The organism is Nonomuraea sp. NPDC048826 (genome assembly GCF_043198225.1).
Taxonomy (GTDB): Bacteria; Actinomycetota; Actinomycetes; order Streptosporangiales; family Streptosporangiaceae; genus Nonomuraea.
In genome coordinates, this window is record NZ_JBICUQ010000007.1 from 144,781 (window position 1) to 165,248 (window position 20,468).

Annotated in this window: 22 protein-coding genes; 18 read left to right on the forward strand and 4 right to left on the reverse strand. The window is 73.1% G+C overall.

What is annotated here, in order from left to right:
• The first annotated feature begins 49 nt into the window (after window positions 1-49).
• From ACGFI7_RS25505 to ACGFI7_RS25520, 4 genes are all read left to right on the forward strand, one after another.
• Window positions 50-199 (forward strand): hypothetical protein, encoded by a 150-nt coding sequence (locus ACGFI7_RS25505; RefSeq protein WP_393408970.1) that lies wholly within the window; start codon window positions 50-52, stop codon window positions 197-199.
• Window positions 200-309: 110 nt separating this feature from the next.
• Window positions 310-663: an ArsR/SmtB family transcription factor gene (locus ACGFI7_RS25510; RefSeq protein ID WP_393408973.1), complete on the forward strand. Its 354-nt coding sequence runs from the start codon at window positions 310-312 to the stop codon at window positions 661-663.
• Between the two features lie 5 nt (window positions 664-668).
• The gene (locus ACGFI7_RS25515) at window positions 669-1,280 is read left to right on the forward strand and encodes an SRPBCC family protein (RefSeq protein ID WP_393408975.1); all 612 of its coding nucleotides are present in this window, start codon (window positions 669-671) and stop codon (window positions 1,278-1,280) included.
• Between the two features lie 4 nt (window positions 1,281-1,284).
• Window positions 1,285-1,680, forward strand: a complete 396-nt coding sequence (locus ACGFI7_RS25520) for a VOC family protein (protein WP_393408977.1) — start codon at window positions 1,285-1,287, stop codon at window positions 1,678-1,680.
• Between the two features lie 3 nt (window positions 1,681-1,683).
• Here ACGFI7_RS25520 and ACGFI7_RS25525 read toward each other — a convergent pair whose 3' ends face one another.
• A complete protein-coding gene (locus ACGFI7_RS25525; protein WP_393408979.1) occupies window positions 1,684-2,805 on the reverse strand; it encodes a hypothetical protein in 1,122 nt (373 codons plus the stop codon).
• Window positions 2,802-5,531, reverse strand: coding sequence for a DEAD/DEAH box helicase (locus tag ACGFI7_RS25530; protein WP_393408982.1), 2,730 nt, complete (start codon window positions 5,529-5,531; stop codon window positions 2,802-2,804). The genes ACGFI7_RS25525 and ACGFI7_RS25530 overlap by 4 nt, the downstream gene beginning before the upstream one ends.
• A 100-nt stretch (window positions 5,532-5,631) precedes the next feature.
• Between ACGFI7_RS25530 and ACGFI7_RS25535 the strand changes: the two genes are divergently transcribed.
• The 5 genes from ACGFI7_RS25535 to ACGFI7_RS25555 all read left to right on the forward strand — a co-directional run bounded on the left by ACGFI7_RS25535 (window position 5,632) and on the right by ACGFI7_RS25555 (window position 9,015).
• Entirely contained in the window at window positions 5,632-6,249 is a 618-nt protein-coding gene (locus tag ACGFI7_RS25535) for a DedA family protein (RefSeq protein ID WP_393408984.1), read from the forward strand.
• Window positions 6,233-7,336 (forward strand): sensor histidine kinase, encoded by a 1,104-nt coding sequence (locus ACGFI7_RS25540; RefSeq protein ID WP_393408986.1) that lies wholly within the window; start codon window positions 6,233-6,235, stop codon window positions 7,334-7,336. Before ACGFI7_RS25535 ends, ACGFI7_RS25540 begins: the two co-directional genes overlap by 17 nt.
• Window positions 7,327-7,971: a response regulator gene (locus ACGFI7_RS25545; RefSeq protein WP_393408988.1), complete on the forward strand. Its 645-nt coding sequence runs from the start codon at window positions 7,327-7,329 to the stop codon at window positions 7,969-7,971. Before ACGFI7_RS25540 ends, ACGFI7_RS25545 begins: the two co-directional genes overlap by 10 nt.
• 103 nt (window positions 7,972-8,074) lie before the next feature.
• Entirely contained in the window at window positions 8,075-8,608 is a 534-nt protein-coding gene (locus ACGFI7_RS25550) for a dihydrofolate reductase family protein (protein ID WP_393408991.1), read from the forward strand.
• A 2-nt stretch (window positions 8,609-8,610) separates the two neighbouring features.
• Window positions 8,611-9,015, forward strand: a complete 405-nt coding sequence (locus tag ACGFI7_RS25555; protein WP_393408993.1) for a hypothetical protein — start codon at window positions 8,611-8,613, stop codon at window positions 9,013-9,015.
• 12 nt (window positions 9,016-9,027) lie between these two features.
• Here the strand turns inward: ACGFI7_RS25555 and ACGFI7_RS25560 are convergent, their stop codons facing one another.
• Window positions 9,028-9,744: a MerR family transcriptional regulator gene (locus ACGFI7_RS25560; protein WP_393408995.1), complete on the reverse strand. Its 717-nt coding sequence runs from the start codon at window positions 9,742-9,744 to the stop codon at window positions 9,028-9,030.
• Window positions 9,745-9,858: 114 nt separating this feature from the next.
• On the opposite strand from ACGFI7_RS25560, the gene ACGFI7_RS25565 reads away from it, so the two are divergent.
• The 5 genes from ACGFI7_RS25565 (at window position 9,859) to ACGFI7_RS25585 (ending at window position 14,878) form a co-directional block, all read left to right on the forward strand.
• Window positions 9,859-12,165 (forward strand): ATP-binding cassette domain-containing protein, encoded by a 2,307-nt coding sequence (locus tag ACGFI7_RS25565; RefSeq protein WP_393408998.1) that lies wholly within the window; start codon window positions 9,859-9,861, stop codon window positions 12,163-12,165.
• 156 nt (window positions 12,166-12,321) lie between these two features.
• Window positions 12,322-12,684, forward strand: a complete 363-nt coding sequence (locus ACGFI7_RS25570) for an antibiotic biosynthesis monooxygenase family protein (protein WP_393409001.1) — start codon at window positions 12,322-12,324, stop codon at window positions 12,682-12,684.
• A gap of 27 nt (window positions 12,685-12,711) precedes the next feature.
• Window positions 12,712-13,371 carry a DsbA family oxidoreductase gene (locus ACGFI7_RS25575; protein WP_393409004.1) on the forward strand — a complete coding sequence of 220 codons (660 nt, stop codon included), beginning with the start codon at window positions 12,712-12,714 and terminating at the stop codon, window positions 13,369-13,371.
• A 54-nt stretch (window positions 13,372-13,425) separates the two neighbouring features.
• Window positions 13,426-14,283 (forward strand): LLM class flavin-dependent oxidoreductase, encoded by an 858-nt coding sequence (locus tag ACGFI7_RS25580; RefSeq protein ID WP_393409007.1) that lies wholly within the window; start codon window positions 13,426-13,428, stop codon window positions 14,281-14,283.
• A gap of 148 nt (window positions 14,284-14,431) precedes the next feature.
• Window positions 14,432-14,878, forward strand: a complete 447-nt coding sequence (locus ACGFI7_RS25585) for a pyridoxamine 5'-phosphate oxidase family protein (RefSeq protein ID WP_393409009.1) — start codon at window positions 14,432-14,434, stop codon at window positions 14,876-14,878.
• Here ACGFI7_RS25585 and ACGFI7_RS25590 read toward each other — a convergent pair.
• On the reverse strand, window positions 14,875-16,500 hold the full coding sequence (locus ACGFI7_RS25590; protein WP_393409011.1) for an ATP-binding cassette domain-containing protein: 1,626 nt from the start codon (window positions 16,498-16,500) through the stop codon (window positions 14,875-14,877). The two genes, ACGFI7_RS25585 and ACGFI7_RS25590, sit on opposite strands and share 4 nt — an antisense overlap.
• 52 nt (window positions 16,501-16,552) lie before the next feature.
• On the opposite strand from ACGFI7_RS25590, the gene ACGFI7_RS25595 reads away from it, so the two are divergent.
• The 4 genes from ACGFI7_RS25595 to ACGFI7_RS25610 all read left to right on the forward strand — a co-directional run bounded on the left by ACGFI7_RS25595 (window position 16,553) and on the right by ACGFI7_RS25610 (window position 20,395).
• Window positions 16,553-17,197 carry a TetR/AcrR family transcriptional regulator C-terminal domain-containing protein gene (locus ACGFI7_RS25595; protein ID WP_393409013.1) on the forward strand — a complete coding sequence of 215 codons (645 nt, stop codon included), beginning with the start codon at window positions 16,553-16,555 and terminating at the stop codon, window positions 17,195-17,197.
• A gap of 93 nt (window positions 17,198-17,290) precedes the next feature.
• On the forward strand, window positions 17,291-18,688 hold the full coding sequence (locus ACGFI7_RS25600) for an FAD-dependent oxidoreductase (protein WP_393409015.1): 1,398 nt from the start codon (window positions 17,291-17,293) through the stop codon (window positions 18,686-18,688).
• 28 nt (window positions 18,689-18,716) lie between these two features.
• Window positions 18,717-20,018 (forward strand): MFS transporter, encoded by a 1,302-nt coding sequence (locus ACGFI7_RS25605; RefSeq protein ID WP_393409019.1) that lies wholly within the window; start codon window positions 18,717-18,719, stop codon window positions 20,016-20,018.
• Entirely contained in the window at window positions 20,015-20,395 is a 381-nt protein-coding gene (locus ACGFI7_RS25610) for a metalloregulator ArsR/SmtB family transcription factor (RefSeq protein WP_393409022.1), read from the forward strand. The genes ACGFI7_RS25605 and ACGFI7_RS25610 overlap by 4 nt, the downstream gene beginning before the upstream one ends.
• Window positions 20,396-20,468: the final 73 nt, after the last annotated feature.

The following is a 20,468-nucleotide window of genomic DNA, read 5'->3' on the forward strand; positions in this document are numbered from 1 at the left end:
GACCGGCGCGATGAGGCGTTCAGGCGGCCGTTCAGGGTAGAGGGCGACCATGGCAACGCTCATGGATCGGGTGCGCGCTTACATGCGCAGCCCCAAAGGCAGGCAGACGGTCGAATCGGCCAAGCGGATGGCCCGCGATCCCCGCAACCAGCAGAAGGCCAGGGGTTTCCTGAACAAGTTTCGCTCCCGGCGGCACTGACCGCCACGGTCGGCGGCGGCGCTTCCCACGCGCCGCCGCCGATCGTTTTCCCTGGCCACTTCTTATATGCGTGTTGACTTATATAAGCAGAGCCTGAAAGACTCGGATTCGTGCACGCGTTCGACGTTCTCGGTGATCCGGTCCGGCGCCGGATCCTGGAGCTGCTCGCCGACGGCGAGCTGAGCTCCGGCGAGGTCACCGCCGTCATCCAGCACGAGCACGGCATCTCCCAGCCCGCGGTCTCGCAACACCTCAAAGTGCTGCGCGAGCACGGCTTCGCCACCGTGCGAGCCCAGGGCACCCGGCGGTTCTACGTCGTGGACCCGGCGCCGCTGCGCGAGGTCGACCAGTGGCTGGACCGCTTCCGCGGCTTCTGGGAGCAGCGCCTCGACGCGCTGTCCGTGGAGATCGCCCGCGGCAAGCGGGAGCGCCGTGCCCGCGATACGAATCCGACAGAAAGCTGACTCCGATGGACATCATCGATGAGATCACGCGCACCCATCGCGAGGTGCGCGACACCGGCGAGATCAAGGTCGTCCAGCTCGTCCGCCACTACGACACCGATGTGACGGACCTGTGGGACGCCTGCACCAGCGCTGAGCGCATCGGCCGCTGGCTCACGCCCGTCACCGGCGACCTGCGTCTGGGCGGTCACTTCCAGCTGCAGGGCAACGCCGGCGGCGAGATCCTGGCCTGCGACCCGCCGAGCCTGCTGCGGGTGTCGTGGGCGATGGGCGAGGGCCCGGCCTCGCACGTGGAGGTGCGCCTGGCGGCCGACGGCGACCGCACCCGGCTCGAGCTGCGCCACGAGGCCTCCGTGCCGCCCGAGTTCTGGGAGCAGTTCGGCCCCGGCGCGGTCGGCGTCGGCTGGGATCTGGCCCTGCTCGGCCTGGCCCTGCACCTGACCGGCGGCGAGAAGGTGGACGAGGCGCACTTCCACGAGACCGGCGAGGGCCGGGAGTACATCATCCGGAGCAGCCGCTACTGGGGCGAGGCGTTCAAGGCCTCCGGCGCCCCGGACGACCTGGTCGCCGCCACGACGGCCGCGACCACCGCCTTCTACGCACCGACCGCGGAGTGACGTCATGACCAAGAAGATCTCGCCGTTCCTCATGTTCGAGGGCAGGGCGCAGGAAGCGATCGACTTCTACCTGTCGGTGTTCGACGACGCGGAGCTGATCTCCGCGAACCGCTACGGCCCGGGTGAGCCGGGGCCGGAGGGCAGCATCCAGCTCGCCCAGTTCAGGGTCGCAGGCCAGGAGTTCTTCTGCAGTGACAGCTTCGTGTCGCACGACTTCACCTTCACCCCGTCGCTGTCGCTGTTCGTGGAGTGCGAGTCGGAGGAGGAGATCGACCGCCTCTGCCCCGTGCTGTCGGAGCAGGGCGGCACGATGATGCCGCTCGGCCAGTACGGCTTCAGCGCGAAGTTCGCCTGGGTGGCCGACCGGTTCGGCGTCTCCTGGCAGCTCAACCTGGCCTGAGGGTCAGCCGAGCAGCGCGGCCGGGTCGGGTTCGGGCGGGCCGGCGGGCCACCAGGTGCCGCCGCGCCGTTCGAACGGGTACCACCGGCCGTCCCTGCCGTATCTCAGCTGACGGTCGCCGAGGGTCCACCGGTTGCGTTCGTTCTCGACCTCGGGCAGCCCGCCCTCCCAGGCCGCCTCCCGGGCCGCCTCACGGGCCGCCTCCAGCTGGGCGCGCGCTCGGGCGAGGTCCTGCCGGGCGGGGGTCCAGGCGGTCTCCAGCGCCTCCAGCCCGGCGGCGCCGCCGTGCCGCCAGGCGGCCACCTCGGCGTCCAGTCCCCGGTCGAGGTCGAACGTGGCGCTCATCCGTACCAGGTCCTGGTGTTCGGTCAGGGCGGGCAGGCGGCCGCGGGTGAGCAGGTCGCGCGCCCGGGAGGCGGCGGAGGCGGCCAGCACCTCCAGGGCGGCCACGTCCACGCCGGGCGCCGGCTCCAGCCCGAGCGGCGCGTGGGCGACGTCCGCCGGGGGCGGCTCGGGCAGCGGCGGCACCCCGAGCGCGAACGCCTCGCGGGCGGGCACGCCTTCCTTCGCGGGGCTCGGCGCGTCGCGCAGGCGCAGCGCCTCGATCAGCTCGCGTTCGCCGCGGCCGCGCAGCAGCAGCAGGACGAACGGGTCCGCGTCGAGCAGCCAGGAGGCCTGGTAGCACAGGGCGGCGGTGTGCCGGCAGGCCCAGTCGGGGCAGGAGCATTCGGGCTCCAGGTCGCCGATCGCGGGCAGCAGGGGCACGCCGGCCGCCTCTGCGGCGCTCACCAGGTCGTGCGGCATGTCGCGGTCGAGCAGGGCGGCGATGTGCCCGGCCTTGGCGGCGACCTGGTCGAGGAAGCGGTCCCACTCGGCGTCGGAGAGTTGTTCGACCCGGACGACGGCGTCGTGCTCGTGCTCGGCGACCGCGGCCAGCCGTCCGGGGCTGACGGTGATGGGGCCGAGCTGTCCGGCCTTGGCGTAGGCGCGGCCCTGCTGGAGCATCGTCTGGTCGAGGGCGGTGTCTTCCAGGGCCTGGAGCCAGGCGCGTCCCCACCAGGTGGTGGCGAAGCGGACGCCGGCGCGCCGGCGGGGGAAGGCGGGGAAGCCGCGGGCGGCGGTCATCTCAGCTCCACGAGTGCGGCCAGTTCGGCGTCGGTCAGCTCGGTGAACGCGGCCTCGCCGGAGGCCAGGACGGCGTCGGCGAGTGAGCGTTTGGCGGTCAGCATGCGGGCGATGCGGTCCTCGACGGTGCCTTCGGCGATCAGCCGGTGCACCTGGACGGGCCGGGTCTGGCCGATGCGGTAGGCGCGGTCGGTAGCCTGGTCCTCGACGGCGGGGTTCCACCAGCGGTCGTAGTGGATGACGTGGTCGGCGCGGGTGAGGTTGAGCCCGGTGCCGGCGGCCTTGAGCGACAGCAGGAACACCGGCGCCCGGCCGTCCTGGAAGCGGCGGACCATCTCCTCGCGGCGGGGCACGGGGGTGCCGCCGTGCAGCAGCTGGGTGGGCACGCCGCGGCCGGTCAGGTGCTTGTCGATCAGCCGGGCCATGGCCACGTACTGGGTGAAGACGAGCACCGCCCCGTCCTCGGCGACGATGGTGTCGACGAGTTCGTCCAGCAGTTCCAGCTTGCCGGAGCGGCCGGCCAGGCGGGGCGTGCTCTCGTGGAGGTACTGGGCGGGGTGGTTGCAGATCTGTTTGAGCCCGGTGAGCAGTTTGACGATCAGGCCGCGCCTGGCCATGCCGCCGGCGTTCTCGATCTGGGTCATGATCTCGCGCACGACCGCCTCGTACAGGCCGGCCTGCTCGGTGGTGAGGGCGACCGGCCGGTCGGTCTCGGTCTTGGGCGGCAGCTCGGGGGCGATGCCGGGGTCGGACTTGCGGCGGCGCAGCAGGAAGGGCCGCACCAGGGCGGACAGCCGCTCGGCGGTGGCGGTGTCGCCGGACTCGATCGGCGTGGCCCAGCGGGCGCGGAACCGTGTCAGCGGGCCGAGCAGTCCGGGGGTGGCCCAGTCGAGGATGGCCCACAGCTCGGACAGGTTGTTCTCGACGGGGGTGCCGGTGAGCGCGACGCGGGCGGCGGCCGGGATGTCGCGCAGGGCCTGGGCGGTGCCGGAGGCGGGGTTCTTGACGTGCTGGGCCTCGTCGGCGACGACCAGGTCCCACGGGTGCGCGGCCAGTCTGGCGGCGTCGAGCCGCATGGTGGCGTACGTGGTGAGCACGAATCCTTCGCCGGCCAGGGTGCGGGCGGAGCCGTGGAAGCGGCGGACGGGGACGCCGGGGGCGAATCTGGCGATCTCCCGTTCCCAGTTGCCCAGCAGCGAGGCCGGGCACACGACGAGGGTGGGGCCGCCGCCGCGGTGCAGGTGGAGGGCGATGAGGGTGATGGTCTTGCCCAGGCCCATGTCGTCGGCCAGGCAGGCGCCGAGGCCGAGCGAGGTCATCCTGGCCAGCCAGCGCAGGCCCTGGAGCTGGTAGTCGCGGAGGGTGGCGGCCAGGCCGGGCGGCGGGGCGAGGTCCTCCGGTTCGGTGAGCCGGTCGCGCAGCTCGCGCAGCCAGGCGCCCGGTTCGACGGGCACCTGTTCGCCGTCGGCCTCGACGGTGCCGGTGAGGGCGGCGGCGAGCGCGTCCAGGCCGGTCAGCGGCTTGAGCTCGCGCTGGCGCGCTTTGCGGGCCAGGTCGGGGTCGATGAGCACCCACTGGTCGCGCAGCCGCACGACGGGCCGGTGGGCCTCGGCGAGGCGGTCCATCTCGGCGGCGGTCAGCCGTTCGCCGCCGAGGGCGAGCTGCCAGTCGAAGGCGACCAGGTGGTGGCCGCCGAGGAACGACGGCATGTCGGACGGGGCGGGGTCGCGTTCGCCGAGCGAGGCGCGGGCGGTCAGCCCGCGTACGAGGGAGCGCGGCCAGTGGACCTCGGTCCCGGCGGCGGCGAGCCGTCCTGCGGCCCCGGCCAGCAGGTCGCCGATGTCGTCGTCGGTCAGCGGCAGCTCGTCGGGGACGGCGCTGTCGAGCAGGGCCCGCAGCCGGGGCCAGGCCTGGGCGGCGCGGCGCAGCCCGATGGTGGTCTCGATCCTGGCCCGTCCGCCGAGGCTGCCGGACCCGGGGTCGTGGCCTTGCCACAGGTCGGCGGCGTCGACCATGAGGGACGGGTCGGCCAGGCTGTGCACCTGCACGACGGCGCGGAAGTCGCCGCCGGCGACGTCGTCGGCCTCGATCCGCAGCGACACCCGCACGCCGGCGTCGAGCCCGGCGGACACGTCCTCGGCCCAGGGGCGCAGTTTGGGCACCTTGACGGGGCGGACGGCGGCGAACGCGGTGGTGCCGGTCGCCTTGACGGCGCCGGGTGAGCGGGGCATGCCGTCGGCCACGGCGTCCAGGAACGCCCGGACCAGCGTCTCGGCGCCGGCCAGGAGGGGTTCGGCGTCTTCGGTGTCCTGGCCGACGGGGATGGCGCGGGCGGCGGCCGGCATGGCGGCGGCGAGCTCGCGGACACGCCCGAGATCGGCGGCGTCGAAGGGGCCGGCCCGCCAGGCGTCGTATCCGGACGCGGTCACGGTGGGGCGGATGCGGCCGCGGGTGACCAGCTGGAGGGCGACCAGGGCCGCCGCGCCCCAGAAGCGGGCGGCGGGGTGGGCCGTGGTGTCGGTGCGGGCTCTGGCCAGGGCGGAGACGGCTTCGGCGACGGGCACCCGGGTGGCGGGGGCTTGCCTGGTCCGCACGCCGCCGGCCTGCTCGGCTATGGTGACGGTCTCTTCGCCCGCGGGGTCGAGGAAGGTGATGTGTCCGGCTCTGGGCGGATCGCCAGGCTCGAAAACGACCGCGTTCTGTACCGAATCATGTCCGACTGTCACAACCGTACAGTGTACGGTACGCGGGGGTGTGGTTTCCCCCACCTGAAGGCAGAAGCCTGCCTCATCAACGGGAGCACCCGATCTTCCGTACCCTTGGCGCATGGTTGATTGGGTTGTGCAGTTGATGGAGCTCCTGGGCGCGCCGGGAGCCGGCGCGGCGGTGGCGCTGGAGAACCTGTTCCCGCCGATCCCGAGCGAGGTGATCCTGCCGTTGTCGGGGTTCACGGCGAGCCGGGGCCAGATGGGGTTGGTCGACGCCTTGATCTGGACCACGATCGGCTCGATCGTGGGCGCGCTGGCGCTCTACTGGGTGGGGGCGCTGCTGGGCCGCGAGCGCGTGCTGGCGATCGCGGCGAAGATGCCGCTGGTGAAGGTCTCCGACATCGAGAAGACGGAGGCGTGGTTCCTCAGGCACGGCAAGGCGACGGTGTTCTTCGGGCGGTTCATCCCCATCTTCCGCAGCCTGATCTCGGTGCCGGCCGGGGTGGAGCGGATGCCGGTGCTGCAGTTCACACTGCTGACGGCTCTCGGCAGCGGCATCTGGAACACCACGTTCGTGCTGGCGGGCTACTACCTGGGCAAGCAGTGGCGTCTGGTCGAGACGTACGTGGGCGTGGCCTCCAAGGTGGTGCTCGGCCTGGTCCTGCTCGCGGTGGTGGTCTTCGTGGTGGTACGGCTGAGCGAGCGGCGCAAGGGGCGCCATGCGCTTCGCCGCTGAGGGCGGGCGGGTTCTCGGCGCGGTGGTGCTCGGCGCCCTGACCGCGCTGGTGGAGCTGGTCTTCCTGCTGGTGTCGCTGCCGTTCCTGGGTCGTGGGCGGGTGGCCGGCGCGGCCAGGCGGCTGGCGGCGCTGGAGGTGCGGAGGCTGCGGCTGGAAGCGACCGAACTGGACGGGCTGGACGCCTCGGACGGGGGTCCGGCCGTGCGCTATCTGGCCGCGCGGGTGCCCGCCGGGCTGCTGGGCGGCCTGGTGGTGCTGTTGCTGGTCTTCGGGATCGGCACGGGGGTGCGGCTGGTCGCGGCCTGGGCCGCGGGGGAGACGTTCGACGGGATGACGCCGACGGCGCCGCTCGTGGCGTACATCGGCGTCGCGGGGCTCGTCCTGCTCTTTCTTGTGCTTTCCGGCATCGGGGGCGTGCACGGGGTGGAGCGGCGGCTGGCCCGCCGGGTGCTGACGCGCGACCGCGCCGAGGTGCTGGAGCGCCGGATCGCCGAGCTGTCGGAGAGCCGGGCGGGGATCGTGGCGGCGGTCGACGCCGAGCGCCGCAGGATCGAGCGTGACCTGCACGACGGGCTGCAGCAGCGGCTGGTGGCGCTGTCGATGCTGATCGGCCGGGCCCGGCGCGGCCATCCGGATCTGATGGGCCAGGCGCACGTGGAGGCGCAGCAGGCGCTGGCGGAGCTGCGCGAGGTGGCCTGGCGGGTGTACCCGAGCGGGCTGGACGCGCTCGGGCTGGGTGAGGCGCTGGCCGGGGTGGCCGAGCGGTCGGCGGTGCCGGTCACCGTGACGTGCGAGCTGGCGGAGCGGCCGCCGGCGGCGGTGGAGGCGGCGGCGTACTTCGTGGTGAGCGAGGCCGTGACGAACGCCAACAAGCACGCGGGCGCGGCCCGCGTCGAGGTCGGTGTGCATCGGGAGGGGGCGACGCTGGTGGTGCGGGTGTGTGACGACGGGACGGGCGGCGCGAGCGCGTCCGGTGGCGGGCTGTCGGGGCTGCGGCGCCGGGTGGCGGCGCTGGACGGGGTGTTCGCGGTGGACAGCCCGCCGGGCGGGCCGACGGTGATCGGGGCGGAGCTGCCGTGCGGGTGATCCTGGCCGAGGACTCGACGCTGCTGCGCGAGGGGCTGGTACGGCTGCTGCTGGAGGAGGGGCACGAGGTCCCGGCGGCGGTGGGCGACGGCGGGGCGCTGGTGTCGGCGGTGGCCGCGCACGCGCCGGACGCGGTGGTGGTGGACGTGCGGATGCCGCCCACGCACACCGACGAGGGGCTGCGCGCGGCTCTGGAGATCAGGCGGCGCTGGCCGGGCGTGAAGGTGCTGGTGCTGTCGCAGTACGTGGAGAAGCGGTACGCGACGGAGCTGATGAGCTCGGATGTGTCGGGGGTCGGCTACCTGCTGAAGGACCGGGTGGCGCAGGTGGCGGACTTCCTGGACGCGCTGGACCGGGTGGGGGCCGGGGGCGCGGCGTTCGATCCGGAGGTGGTGCGCCAGTTGCTGGCCCGCACCAGCCAGGTGGATCCGCTGGCCCGGCTGACGGCGCGTGAGCGCGAGGTGCTGGAGCTGATGGCGCAGGGGCTGACGAACGCCTCGATCGCGGGGGCGCTGCACGTGTCGCAGAGCGCGGTGGAGAAGCACGTGAACGCGTTGTTCGACAAGCTCGACCTGTCGCACGTCACCGGTTACAGCCGGCGGGTGCTGGCGATCCTGCGCTTCCTCGGTTCCTGATTTTTCGTACCAGGTCACTTCTGTGGGGTGACCTGCGGCTCTGCTTGACAAATTTATTTGTCGGTGAGACGGTGGAACCACACCCCGACACGAGGAGTCACCGATGCGGAAGATCGTCGCAGGCCTGTTCATCTCGCTCGACGGCGTCGTGGAGTCGCCCGAGAAGTGGCATTTCCCGTACTTCGACGCGGACATGGGCCGGTCCGTCGACGCGCTCATGCGGCGCGCCGACACGCTGCTGCTGGGCCGCAACACCTACGAGACGTTCGCCTCCCACTGGCCGCACCAGGATCCGGCGGACCCGATGGCCGCCCTGCTGAACGAGCGGGCCAAGGTCGTGGTCTCCGCCACCCTCACCGACCCCTCCTGGCACAACACCACGGTCGTCGGCTTCGACGACCTGGCCGCGCTCAAGGAGGGGCCGGGCGGCGACCTCGGCATGAGCGGCAGCCCCTCCCTGGTGGTGGCGCTGCTGCGGGCGGGCCTGCTGGACGAGCTCCACTTGCTGGTGCACCCGGTGGTGATCGGCGAGGGGCAGCGGTTGTTCGAGGACGGGGCGGGGCACATCCCGCTCACATTGACCCGGTCGGAGACGTTCGGCTCCGGCGTGCTCGACCTGACCTACGAGAGGGCCTGACCATGGCTGCCAAGACCGTCGCCGAGAAGCTGCTCGTCAAGCCGGGCGGGTCTGTGTGGATCTCCGCCGGTGAGCACCGGGCGCTGGTGTCGCCGCTGCCGGAGGGCGCCGCGTTCGTCGAGGACCTGGCCGAGGCGGCGGTGGGCGTGCTGTTCGCGGCCGACGCCGCCGCGGCCCGGCGGCTGCTGGACGCCGAGCGTGACCGGCTGACCGGGCCGCCGGTGCTCTGGGTCGCCTATCCGAAGGGCAACAAGGCCGACATCAACCGCGACACCCTGTGGCCCATCGTGGGCGAGTACGGGCTGCGCCCGAACGGGCAGGTGGCGGTGGACGAGGTGTGGTCGGCGCTGCGTTTCCGGCCGCTGAAGCCGGGCGAGCCGCCGTTCACCGGCGGCGCCTCCCGCTGACCCTGCGGAGCGTCACGCCGGGTCGTCGGCGTCCAGGTAGGCGCCCAGGTAGGCGTGCAGGCCGGCGGCGCCGGCCAGCATGGCGGTGGTGCGGTCGGTCAGCTCGCGGTGGCGGCGGTCGATGGCGGCGCGCAGGGCGGCGCTGCTGCCGGTGCGGCGCAGCCCGTCGAGGACGGGCCTGATCTGCGGGAAGGCGTAGCGGGCCTGCCGCAGCATGAAGATCATGCGGGCGTCGCGGACGTCGGCGGGGCCGTAGAGGCGGTAGCCGGTGCCGGGTTCGCGGCGGGGCTCCAGCAGCCCGGCGGCCTCCCACACGCGCAAGGCCGAGGTGCGCACGCCGAGGAGGGCCGCGATCTCGCCGATGCGCAGGCCCTGCCGTGAGACCGGGGCCTGGGTCTCCAGGGGTTCTTCCATCGTCGCCTCCAGGGCCCGTCCGGCCGCTTCCAGGGCGGTGCGCCGGCGGTGCAGCTCGGCGTGGCCGGCGTCGACGAGGGCCAGCGCGCGCGGCACGTCGCCGAGATGCACGGCCCGCATGATCTCGCGGGCGGCGTCCCAGCCGTGGCCGGCGGCCAGCGCGCGGTAGGTGAGCAGCGCCTGCCGGTGGCGGTGGCCGAAGCGGCGGTAGCCGGCCGGCGTGCGCGGGGTGGGCGGCAGGATGCCGGAGTCGGCGTAGTTGCGGATCTGCTGGGTCGACAGGCCCACAGCCCGGGCCAGGTCGATCGGCCGCACCGGCACCCGCCTTCCACGTACAGGGGTTACGTCGCACTTTAAGGTTAGCGGCCTTGAACCCATGGAGAAGGCGGTGAACCCTCCACTTGCAGGTTCAATGAGAAACTTGATGCCATGACTTTCGCCGATGATCTCCGCAAGCGTGATTACCGCGCCGCCGACGGCCATGACCACATCCAGGTGCGCGGCGCCCGGGAGAACAATCTGGCCGGCATCTCCCTCGACATCCCCAAGCGGCGGCTGAGCGTGTTCACCGGGGTGTCCGGCTCCGGCAAGTCGTCGCTGGTCTTCGACACCATCGCCGCCGAGTCCCGGCGGCTGATCAACGAGACGTACACGGCGTTCATCCAGGGGTTCATGCCGCCGCTGAACCGCCCGGACGTGGACGCGCTGCACAACCTGAGCGCGGCGATCATCGTCGACCAGGAGCGGATGGGGGCCAACGCCCGCTCCACGGTGGGCACCGCGACCGACGCGTACACGATGCTGCGGATCGTCTTCAGCCGGATCGGCATCCCGCACGTGGGCCCGGCCTACGCCTTCAGCTTCAACACCCCGCAGGGCATGTGCCCCGGCTGCGAGGGCCTGGGCCTGATCACCGACATCGACGTGGACGAGCTGGTGGACCGGGAGCTGTCGCTGAACGAGGGGGCGATCAAGGCGCCCGGGTTCACGGTCGACTCGTGGTACTGGCAGGTGATGGCCGGCTCCGGGTTCTTCGACCCGGCGGTCAAGGTGAAGGACTTCACGCCCCAGCAGTGGGAGGACTTCCTGCACAAGCCGCAGACCAAGGTCAAGAGCGCCTCGGGCACCAACTTCACCTATGAGGGCCTGGTGGTCAAGGTGCGCAAGCAGTACCTGGGCAAGGACCGCGAGGCGATGAAGGGGCAGATGCGGGCGTTCGCCGACCGGGCGGTCAAGCTGCTGCGCTGCCCCTCCTGTGACGGCACCCGGCTGAACGAGGCGGCCCGCTCGGCGCGGGTCGACGGGCTGACGATCGCCGAGTGCTCGGCCATGCAGATCAACGACCTGGCCGCCTTCCTGCGCGGGATCGACGACCCGTCCGTCGGCCCGGTGCTGGAGGGTCTGCGGGCCACGCTCGACGCGCTGGTGGAGATCGGGCTGGGCTACCTGAGCCTGGACCGGGAGTCGGGCACCCTGTCGGGCGGCGAGGCCCAGCGGGTCAAGATGGTGCGCCATCTCAACTCCAGCCTGAGCGACGCCACGTACGTCTTCGACGAGCCGACGGCGGGGCTGCACCCGCACGACATCCAGCGGATGAACGAGCTGCTGATCAAGCTGCGCGACAAGGGCAACACCGTGCTGGTGGTGGAGCACAAGCCGGAGATGATCGCGATCGCCGACTTCGTGGCGGATCTCGGGCCGGGCGCGGGCGCGCAGGGCGGCAGGCTGTGCTTCGCCGGTGACCTGGACGGGCTGCGCGCCTCGGGCACGCTCACCGGCCGCTATCTGGACCATCGGGTCTCGCTGCGCAAGACGCCGCGCGAGCCGTCCGGGTGGCTGCCGATCCGCGGCGCGAACCTGCACAACCTGCGCGACGTGGACGCCGACCTGCCGCTCGGGGTGCTGACCGTGGTGACGGGGGTGGCGGGGTCGGGCAAGAGCTCGCTCATCCACGGCTACGTCGCCGGCCGTGAGGGGGTGGTGGTGGCCGACCAGTCGCCGATCCGCGGGTCGAGGCGGAGCAATCCGGCCACGTACACGGGCCTGCTCGACCCGATCCGGGCGGCGTTCGCCAAGGCGAACGGGGTCAGGCCGGCGTTGTTCTCGGCCAACTCCGAGGGCGCCTGCCCGGCGTGCAAGGGGATCGGCCTGATCTACACCGATCTGGCGATGATGGCCGGGGTGGCGACGGTGTGCGAGGACTGCGAGGGCAGGCGGTTCACGCCGGAGGTGCTGGCCTACCGGCTGCGCGGCAAGAACATCGGCGAGGTGCTGGAGATGCCGGTGGCCGAGGCGTCGGACTTCTTCACCGAGAGCGCGGCCCGGGCGATCCTGGAGCGGCTGTCGGCGGTCGGGCTGGGCTATCTGGGCCTGGGCCAGCCGCTCACGACGTTGTCGGGCGGTGAGCGGCAGCGGCTGAAGCTGGCGGTGCACATGGCGAAGAACGGTTCCACGTACGTGCTGGACGAGCCGACCACCGGGCTGCACCTGGCGGACGTGGACCATCTGCTGGGCCTGCTGGACCGGCTGGTGGACGACGGCAACACGGTGATCGTGATCGAGCATCACCAGGCGGTGATGGCGCACGCCGACTGGATCGTCGACCTGGGGCCGGGCGCGGGTCATGACGGGGGCCAGGTGGTGTTCGCGGGGACTCCGGCCGATCTGGTGGGCTCGGGCGACACGCTGACGGCCCGCCACCTGCGCGCCTACGTGGGCGCCGACGTGGGCGCCTGACGTCCCGTTCGCGGGCCGGCGCGGAGGCCGCGCCGGCCCGCGGCCTCCCGCTACGGATGCGCGGCTCACCTGGGCGTTTGACCTCAACCGCGGTTGAGATTGCACGATGGCGACCGGGGCGTCCGCCCCTCGCATCCGCCCTTGAGGAGTGTGTCCGTGAGCACCGACGCCGGGTTCTACTCGATCATCGACTACACCGTGGACGGCGCCGAGACACAGCGTGAGTTCGTGGCGGCGTTCGCGGAGATCCAGGAACGGTGGGTGCGCTTCTATCCCGGTTATCGCTCGGCCCGTTTCCATGTGAGCACCGACGGGACCCGGGTGTACACCATCGTGCACTGGGCGAGCGAGGCGGACTACCGGCACTTCGTGCAGACCTCCGACGCCGACGGCCGGCTGGCCGCCATCGGCGAGGCGCTGGCGGGACTGTCCGGCAAGGCCGAACCACGCATGACCGGGACGCCCACCTACACCGTCGTCCGCGAGGTCGGTCCCGGGCCGCGGCGCCTCGATGCCTGACCGGCCGACACGCTCATTGGGGGATTCATGAAGGTGGAGATCTATGCCGATGTGCTGTGCCCGTGGAGCTACATCGGCAAAAGACGCCTGACGGCGGCCTTGGCCCAGCGGCCCGGCCGCGACGGTGTCGAGATCGTCTGGCGCGCCTACGAGCTCGCGCCGGACGAGGGCCGGACGCCCGGGCCGACCGCCGAGGAGGCCATGGCCGGCTGGTGGGGCGAGCAGGCGCCCGCCCGCGTCGCCCGGATCCGGTCGCTCGCCGCGGCCGAGGGCCTGGAGCTGAACCTGCATGTGGCCCGGCCGGTGAACACCTTCGACGCGCACCGGCTGGTCAAGCTCGCCGCCGACCGCGGCCGGGCCGACCAGGTGATGGAGTCGCTGCTGTACGCCTACCACACCGAGGGACGCAACGTGGCCGACCCCGGGGTGCTGGAGCCCCTGGCCCGCGCGGCCGGGCTGGACGCCGGGGAGGTGCGCGCCGTCCTGGACGGCGACGGCTACGCCGACGAGGTGCGCGCCGACCGGCGCCGCGCGGCGGAGCACCGTGTGACCGGCGTGCCCAGCCTGGTGATCGACGGCCGCCCGCCGGTCTCGGGCGTGCGGCCCGTCGCCGATCTGCGGAGGCTCCTGGGGAACGGACCGGCCGGATCGTCCGGCGTTCTCGTCACCTCCGATCGACCCGGCTGACGATCCCGTCACGCTCGTCGCACCGTCTCTTCCCGGAAGGAAATCTCATCAGCGATGGACATCGGTATCGGGTTGCCCGGTCATGCTCGGTGGACCGAAGGCAGAACCCTGGTGGAGTGGGCGCGCCGCGCCGAAGCCCGCGGCTTCTCCACTCTCAGCGTCAGTGACCGTCTGGTCTGGTCGACGCCGGAGCCTTTGATCACGTTGGCAGCCGCGGCCGGCGCCACCTCGCGCATCCGGCTCCTGACCAGCGTGCTTCTGGCGCCGTTGCGCGCCAACCATGCCCTGTTCGCCAAGGCCGTCACCACGTTGGACCAGCTCGCCGGTCCTGGCCGGCTGCGGCTGGGGCTGGCCCCGGGAGCCCGGGAGGACGATTTCGTGGCCGGCGAGGTCGACTACGCCGCCCGCGGCAAGCAGTTCGACCAGCTCCTGGAGCGGCTGGCCGCGGTCATGGCGTCCGGGGACCTGGTGGGGCCGCCGCCGGCCACCCCCGGCGGTCCCTCCCTGCTGTTCGGCGGCAACTCGAAGGCGGCCCTGCGTCGCATCGCCTCCCACGGAACGGGATGGATCGCCGGCGACGCGACCGTCCAGGACGTGCAGGACTTCGCCCCCCAGCTGCGGCAGGCCTGGGAGGCGGCCGGCAGGTCCGGCTCGCCCCGCATGGTGGCGTCGGTGATGTACGCGCTCGGTCCCGGCGCGGAGGCCGCGGTCGCCGACGCCATCGGCTCCTATTACGCCTTCGCGGGTGACGAGTACGCGCAGTACGGCATCTCCATCGCCTACACCCGGCCGGAACAGATCACCGCCGCGATCGCCGACTTCGAGCGGATCGGCTGCGACGAGCTGATCTTCATGGGCAACGATCCCGATCCCGCGCAGGTGGACCTCCTGGCCGACGCCATCGGCCTCTGACCACGGGCGGGACGGGCGAGGTGACCACCTGGCGGTCACCTCGCCCCAGCCCGCGCACCGCTTCACCTTCTCCACCGATCCCGGCTGCTTGATCCGGAGGTGGTAGACATTCCACGGCGAACTCTCGTACGTGAAGGAAGGTTGTGAAGTGGCTCGTACGCGCGCGGAACGCAAGCACGACACTCTGGCCCGGCTGGAGAAGGACGTGGACGCCTGGATCGCGACGGCGGGGCCGGCGGGGGAGGGGCCGTGCATGGTCCCGCTGTCGTTCCTGTGGGACGGCGAGACGCTGCTGATCTCGACGGCCGAAGCGGCGCCGACGGCGCGCAATCTGCTGGCGGACGAGCGGGTCCGGGCCGGGGTGGGGCTGACGCGTGACGTGGTGCTGATCGAAGGCACGGCGCAGGCGGTCCGGCCGGAGGAGCTGACGCGGGAGACGGGGGACGCGTTCGCCGCCAAGACCGGGTTCGACCCGCGCGCTCTCTCCTCCCCGTACTTGTATTTCCGGATCCGCCCGGTGTGGGTGCGCGCGTGGCGGGAGGAGGACGAGCTGGCGGGCCGGGTTCTCATGCGGGAGGGCCGCTGGCTGGACTAGCGGTCCCAGGCGGGCTCGGTGGCGTCCTCGACGGCGCCGCCCGCGGTGAAGATCAGGTAGCGGTCGAAGTCGGCGGCGAACCAGCGGTCGTGGGTGACGGCCAGCACCGTGCCGCGGTAGGCGGCCAGGCCCTGCTGGAGCGCTTCGGCACTGGCCAGGTCGAGGTTGTCGGTGGGCTCGTCGAGCAGCAGCAGGGTGGCGCCGGACAGTTCCAGCAGCAGGATCTGCAGCCGGGCCTGCTGGCCGCCGGACAGGGTGTCGAAGGGCCGGTTCCAGGCGGGGGCGAGCTCGTAGCGGGCGAGCGCGGCCATGGCGTCGTCACGCTCCAGCCCGCCCGCCTGCCCTTCTTTCGGCCCGCTTGCCGGCCCGCTTCTGGGTCCGGCCGCCATGACGATCTCGGCCACGGTGCGGCCGGTCAGGTCGGGCCGTTCGTGTGTCTGGACGAACAGGCCGGGACTCACCCGGGCGCCGAGGGTGACGGTGCCGGTGTGCTCGACGGGCTCGCCCGCCAGCAGGCGCAGGACGTGTGACTTGCCGGTGCCGTTGAGCCCGACGACGGCGACGCGCTCGCCGTACCAGATCTCGGCGTCGAACGGCCGCACCAGGCCAGGCAGGGCGAGCCGGTGGCAGGTGACGGCGCGTTTGCCGGTGCGGCCGCCGGTCAGGCGCATGCGCACGTTCTGCGGTTTGGGCGGGCGGCGGGGCGGCCCGGCCTCCTCGAACCTGGCCAGCCGGCTCGCGGCGGCCTGGTACGGCCCGGCCAGGGCGTCGTTGCGGGCGGCGCGCCGGCGCAGCGCGTCGGCCAGGGCGCGCAGCCGGTCGCGTTCGCGTTCCCACTGGCGGCGCAGTTCGTGCATGCGGTCGGCGCGGTCCTGGCGGGCCTGGGCGTAGCCGTCGAAGCCGCCGCCGTGCACCCACACGACGCCCGCCTCGACGGTGACGATCCGGTCGGCGGCGGCGGCCAGCAGCGCCCGGTCGTGGGAGACCAGCAGGACGGTCTTGCGGGTGCGGCGCAGGCGCCGTTCCAGCCACTGCTTGCCGGGCACGTCGAGGAAGTTGTCCGGTTCGTCCAGCAGCAGGACCTGGTCGGGGCCGCGCAGCAGCGCCTCCAGCATGAGCCGTTTCTGCTCGCCGCCGGACAGGGTGGCGAGCGGCCGCTCGCGTACCTCCTCGAACGGCAGGGCGAGGGCGGCGGTCGCGCACACGTCCCACACCACCTCCAGGTCGTGGCCGCCGACGTCGGCGTAGTCGGCGGCGGCCTGCGCGTAGCGGAGCTGGGCGGGCTCGTCGTCGCGGGCGGCCAGCGCCAGCGCGGCCCCGGCGGCGGCGAGTTCGGCGGCGGCCGCGCGGACCGGGCCTGGCGCCACCGACAGCAGCAGGTCGGCGACGGTGCCGGGGCCGAGGAACTGGCGCATCACGCCGACCCCGCCGTGGACCGTCACCCGGCCGGCGGCGGGCGTCAGCTCCCCGGTGATCAGCCGCAGCAGCGTCGTCTTGCCGGCGCCGTTGGGCCCGGTCAGGGCGGCCTTCACCCCGTCGCCGACCCGGAACGACACGTTGTCCAGCAGGGTCCGCCCGTCCGGCAGGCGGTAGGTCAGCTCACGCACCTCGACATAGCTCATCGTTCCAGTACTAGACCATTGATCCGGTCTTCGCACAACGTATTATCGGCGGGTGAACGAGAGCGTGTGGCTGCGGCCGGCCAAGCCCGAGCGCCGCCCCCTGACCCTGGCCCAGATCGTCGGCGAGGCGGTGGCGCTGCTGGACGAGGAGGGCGCCGACCGGCTGACGATGCGCCGCCTGGCCGAACGGCTCGGCACCGGCTCCACCACCCTCTACTGGCACGTCAAGACCAAGGACGACGTGCTCGACCTGGCCCTGGACTCCATCTTCGGCGAGGTCCCGCCGCCCGCCGGCGGCTCCTGGCGCGAGCGCGTGGCGGCGCTGGTGTCGGGCTGGCGGGCGGCGCTGCTGCGCCACCCGTGGTCGACCGGGCTGCTGGACCGGCCGATGATGGGCCCGAACGCGCTGTCGCGCACCGAGCTGCTGTACGCGACCCTGGCCGAGGCGGGCTTCACCGGGCCCGACCTGCCGGCGGCCGCCTTCAGCCTGTCGACGTACGTGACCGGCTCGGCCACCGCGCAGGCCCGCGACCAGGCCGCCGCCGGTCCGGCGGTGCACGCCCACCTGCGCGAGCGCCGCGACACCTACCCGACGCTGGCCGCGCACGGCCTCGACCACGACTGGGACGCCACCTTCACGCGCGGCCTGGAGTATCTGCTGGACGGGATGGCCGCCCGCGTGACCGCCCCGAGTTGATTAGATGCCTCTCTAATTTGACATCCCTCTAATTTATAGCTCATGCTGCTGACTTAGACAGACTTCAAAGCAGCGTGGATGAGGAGATGCGCCATGAGTGGATGCTGCGGTCCCACCGCCGCCGAACTGGAGCCGAGCCGCCAGGCCGCACGGCCCGGCGACCTGCCCGTCGTGATCATCGGCGCCGGCCCGGTCGGGCTGGCCGCGGCGGCCCACCTCACCGAACGAGGCGTCGACTTCGTGGTGCTGGAGGCCGGCGAGCGGGCGGGCGCGTCGATCGCGCGGTGGGGGCACGTCCGGGTGTTCAGCCCCTGGAAGTACGACATCGACGCCGCCGCCCGCCGCCTGCTGGAAGCCGGCGGCTGGAGCGCGCCGGACCCCGACTGGCTGCCCACCGGCGCCGAACTGATCGACGACTACCTGGCCCCGCTGGCCGAGCTGTTCGGCGACCGGATCCGTACCGGCGCGAAGGTGAGCGCGATCAGCAGGCTCGGCTACGACCGGGTCCGCACGGCGGGCCGCGAGGCGGCGCCGTTCCTGATCCGCCTGGCCGGCGGGGGTGAGCTGCACGCCCGCGCCGTCGTCGACGCCTCCGGCACCTACGCCACCCCGAACGTGCTCGGCGCGTCCGGGCTGCCCGCCCACGGCGAGGCCGGCGCCGCCGAGCTGATCGACCACGCGCTGCCCGACGTCCTCGGCGCCGACCGCGACCGCTACGCCGGCAAGCACGTCCTGGTGGTCGGCGCCGGACACTCGGCCGCCACCACCCTGCTCGCCCTCGCCCAGCTGGAGGACACCCCGATCACCTGGGCGATCCGCGCCGGCAGCGCCGCCCGCGCCTACGGCGGCGGCGAGGCGGACGCGCTGCCCGCGCGGGGAGCGCTCGGCACCCGCCTGCACGCCCACGTCACAAGCGGCCGCATCCGCCTGCTGACCGGCTTCTTCACCCACGCCGTCGAACGCGACGGCGAGCGGGTACGGGTGATCAGCCGTGACCCGTCCGGGCACGAGCAGGCCATCACCGCCGACCGGGTCGTGTCCGCCACCGGCTACCGCCCCGACCACGCCATCGCCGGCGAGCTGCGCCTGGATCTGGATCCGATCCTCGGCTCCACCCGCGCCCTGGCGCCGCTGATCGACCCCAACGCGCACTCCTGCGGCACCGTCCCGCCGCACGGCGCCGACGAGCTCGCGCACCCCGAGGACGGCTACTACGCCATCGGCGTCAAGAGCTACGGCCGGGCCCCGACCTTCCTGCTGGCCACCGGCTACGAGCAGGCCCGCTCCGTGGCCGCCGCGCTGGCCGGCGACTGGGAGGCCGCCCGGGACGTACGGCTTGATCTGCCCGAGACGGGGGTATGTTCCTCCAGCCTCGCCGAGGCGCAGGAGCAGCGGGCCGGTCTGGCCACCGGGATCAGCGGCGGCCTGCTGGGCACTCCGCTGCCGCTGGCGACCGCCGGGGCCTCTCAGGGCGGCGGCTGCTGCGGCTGACCCGCGTCCCCTTCTCCAGGAGAGCCTCATGCCCGCCGCCGATCCTCGCGCCGCCTCAGGCAGCGGCGAGAGCGGCCCCCTCGCCCCGCCCGGCCGCCCCTCGCGCCAGGATTGGCGGCTGGTGGCGGCGCTGGCCGTCACCCAGACCATCGGCTTCGGCGTGCTCTACTACAGCTTCTCGGTGCTGCTCACGCCGATGAGCCGCGACCTGGGTGTGAGCACCTCGCGGGTGTCGCTGGCGCTGACGATCTCGGTGCTCGTCGCGGCGGTGAGCGCGCCGGTGGTGGGCCGCCTGCTGGACGGCCGCGGCGGGCGGGGGCTGATGACGGCGGGCTCGGTGCTGGGCACGGCGGCGCTGCTGGCCTGGTCGCAGGTAGAAACCGTGGCGCAGCTGTACGCGGTGTTCGCGTTCGTCGGCGTCGCCGCGGCCATGGTGCTGTACGAGGCGGCCTTCGCGGTCGTCGTCGCCCGCTTCGCCGCCCCGGCCCGCGCCACGGCGCTGCTCGCCCTCACCGTGGTGGCCGGATTCGCCTCGTCCATCTTCATGCCGCTGACCGGCGCGCTGACGCAGGCGTACGGGTGGCGCCAGGCCCTGGTCGTCCTCGCCCTGGCGTACGGCGCGGCGGCCATCCCGCTGCACGCCCTGGCCGTCCGCCGGCCCCGCACCGGGCCAAGGATCGCACCCGCGGCCCGGAGCGGGGCGGGCGAACGGGCGGCGCTGGTGCGCGCCGCCACCCGCCAGCCGGCCTTCCTGCTCCTGGCCGCCGCCTTCACCCTGCACAGCACCGGCGTCTCCACCATCTCGGTGCTGCTCATCACCTACCTGATCCACCTCGGCCACCCGCCGCTGCTGGCCGCGAGCGTGGCCGGGCTGCTCGGCGTGCTGTCAGTCACAGGCCGGCTGATCACCACCGGGCTGCAGCGCCGCCTGCCCGCCGCGCTGATCGCCGCCGCCGTCTTCGCCCTGCAGGCCGCGGCCGCCGCCGCGCTGCCGCTGATCGGCGCCGCCACCAGCGGGGCGATCGCCGCGGTGCTGCTGTTCGGGCTCGGCTTCGGCGTGAGCACCATCACCAAGCCGCACCTGCTGACCGAACGCTACGGCACCACCGCCTACGCCAGCCTGTCCGGCCGCCTGGCCCTGCCCGCCACGCTGGCCAAAGCCGTCAGCCCGGCAGCCGCCCTGGCCGTCGCGCACACGGCCGGGTACGGCTGGGTCATGGCCGGCGTCGCCCTGTCCTGCCTGATCGCCTCCGCCGCGCTGGCCGGCTACCACCGCCTATCATTTAGACGAACGTCGAACCACCTGTCAGGTCCGGAGGCTCCCGCATGACCGCCACCCTGCCCCTCATCCAGACCGGCCAGGACGCGCGGGACGGGGCGTGCTGCGCGCCGATCGCCCGCCAGCCGCTCAGCGAAGGCGACGCCGCCGAACTGGCCGCGCTGCTGAAGGCGGTGGCCGACCCGGTCCGCCTGCGCCTGCTGTCCATGATCGGCTCCCACGCCGGGGGCGAGGCGTGCGTGTGCGACCTGACCGACGCCTTCGACCTGACCGCGCCCACCATCAGCCACCACCTGAAGGTGCTGCGCACCGCCGGGCTCATCGGCAGCGAGCGGCGCGGCACCTGGGTCTACTACTGGATCATCCCCGGCCAGGTCGCCCGGCTGGGCGCCCTGTTCACCCCCATGGCCGAGCCGCTCCCCAGGTGAGCCCGCAGACGGTGGCATGACGAAGGCCCCGGCCGTCGGGAAAGACGTGCCGGGGCCTTCAACGTGTGCGTAC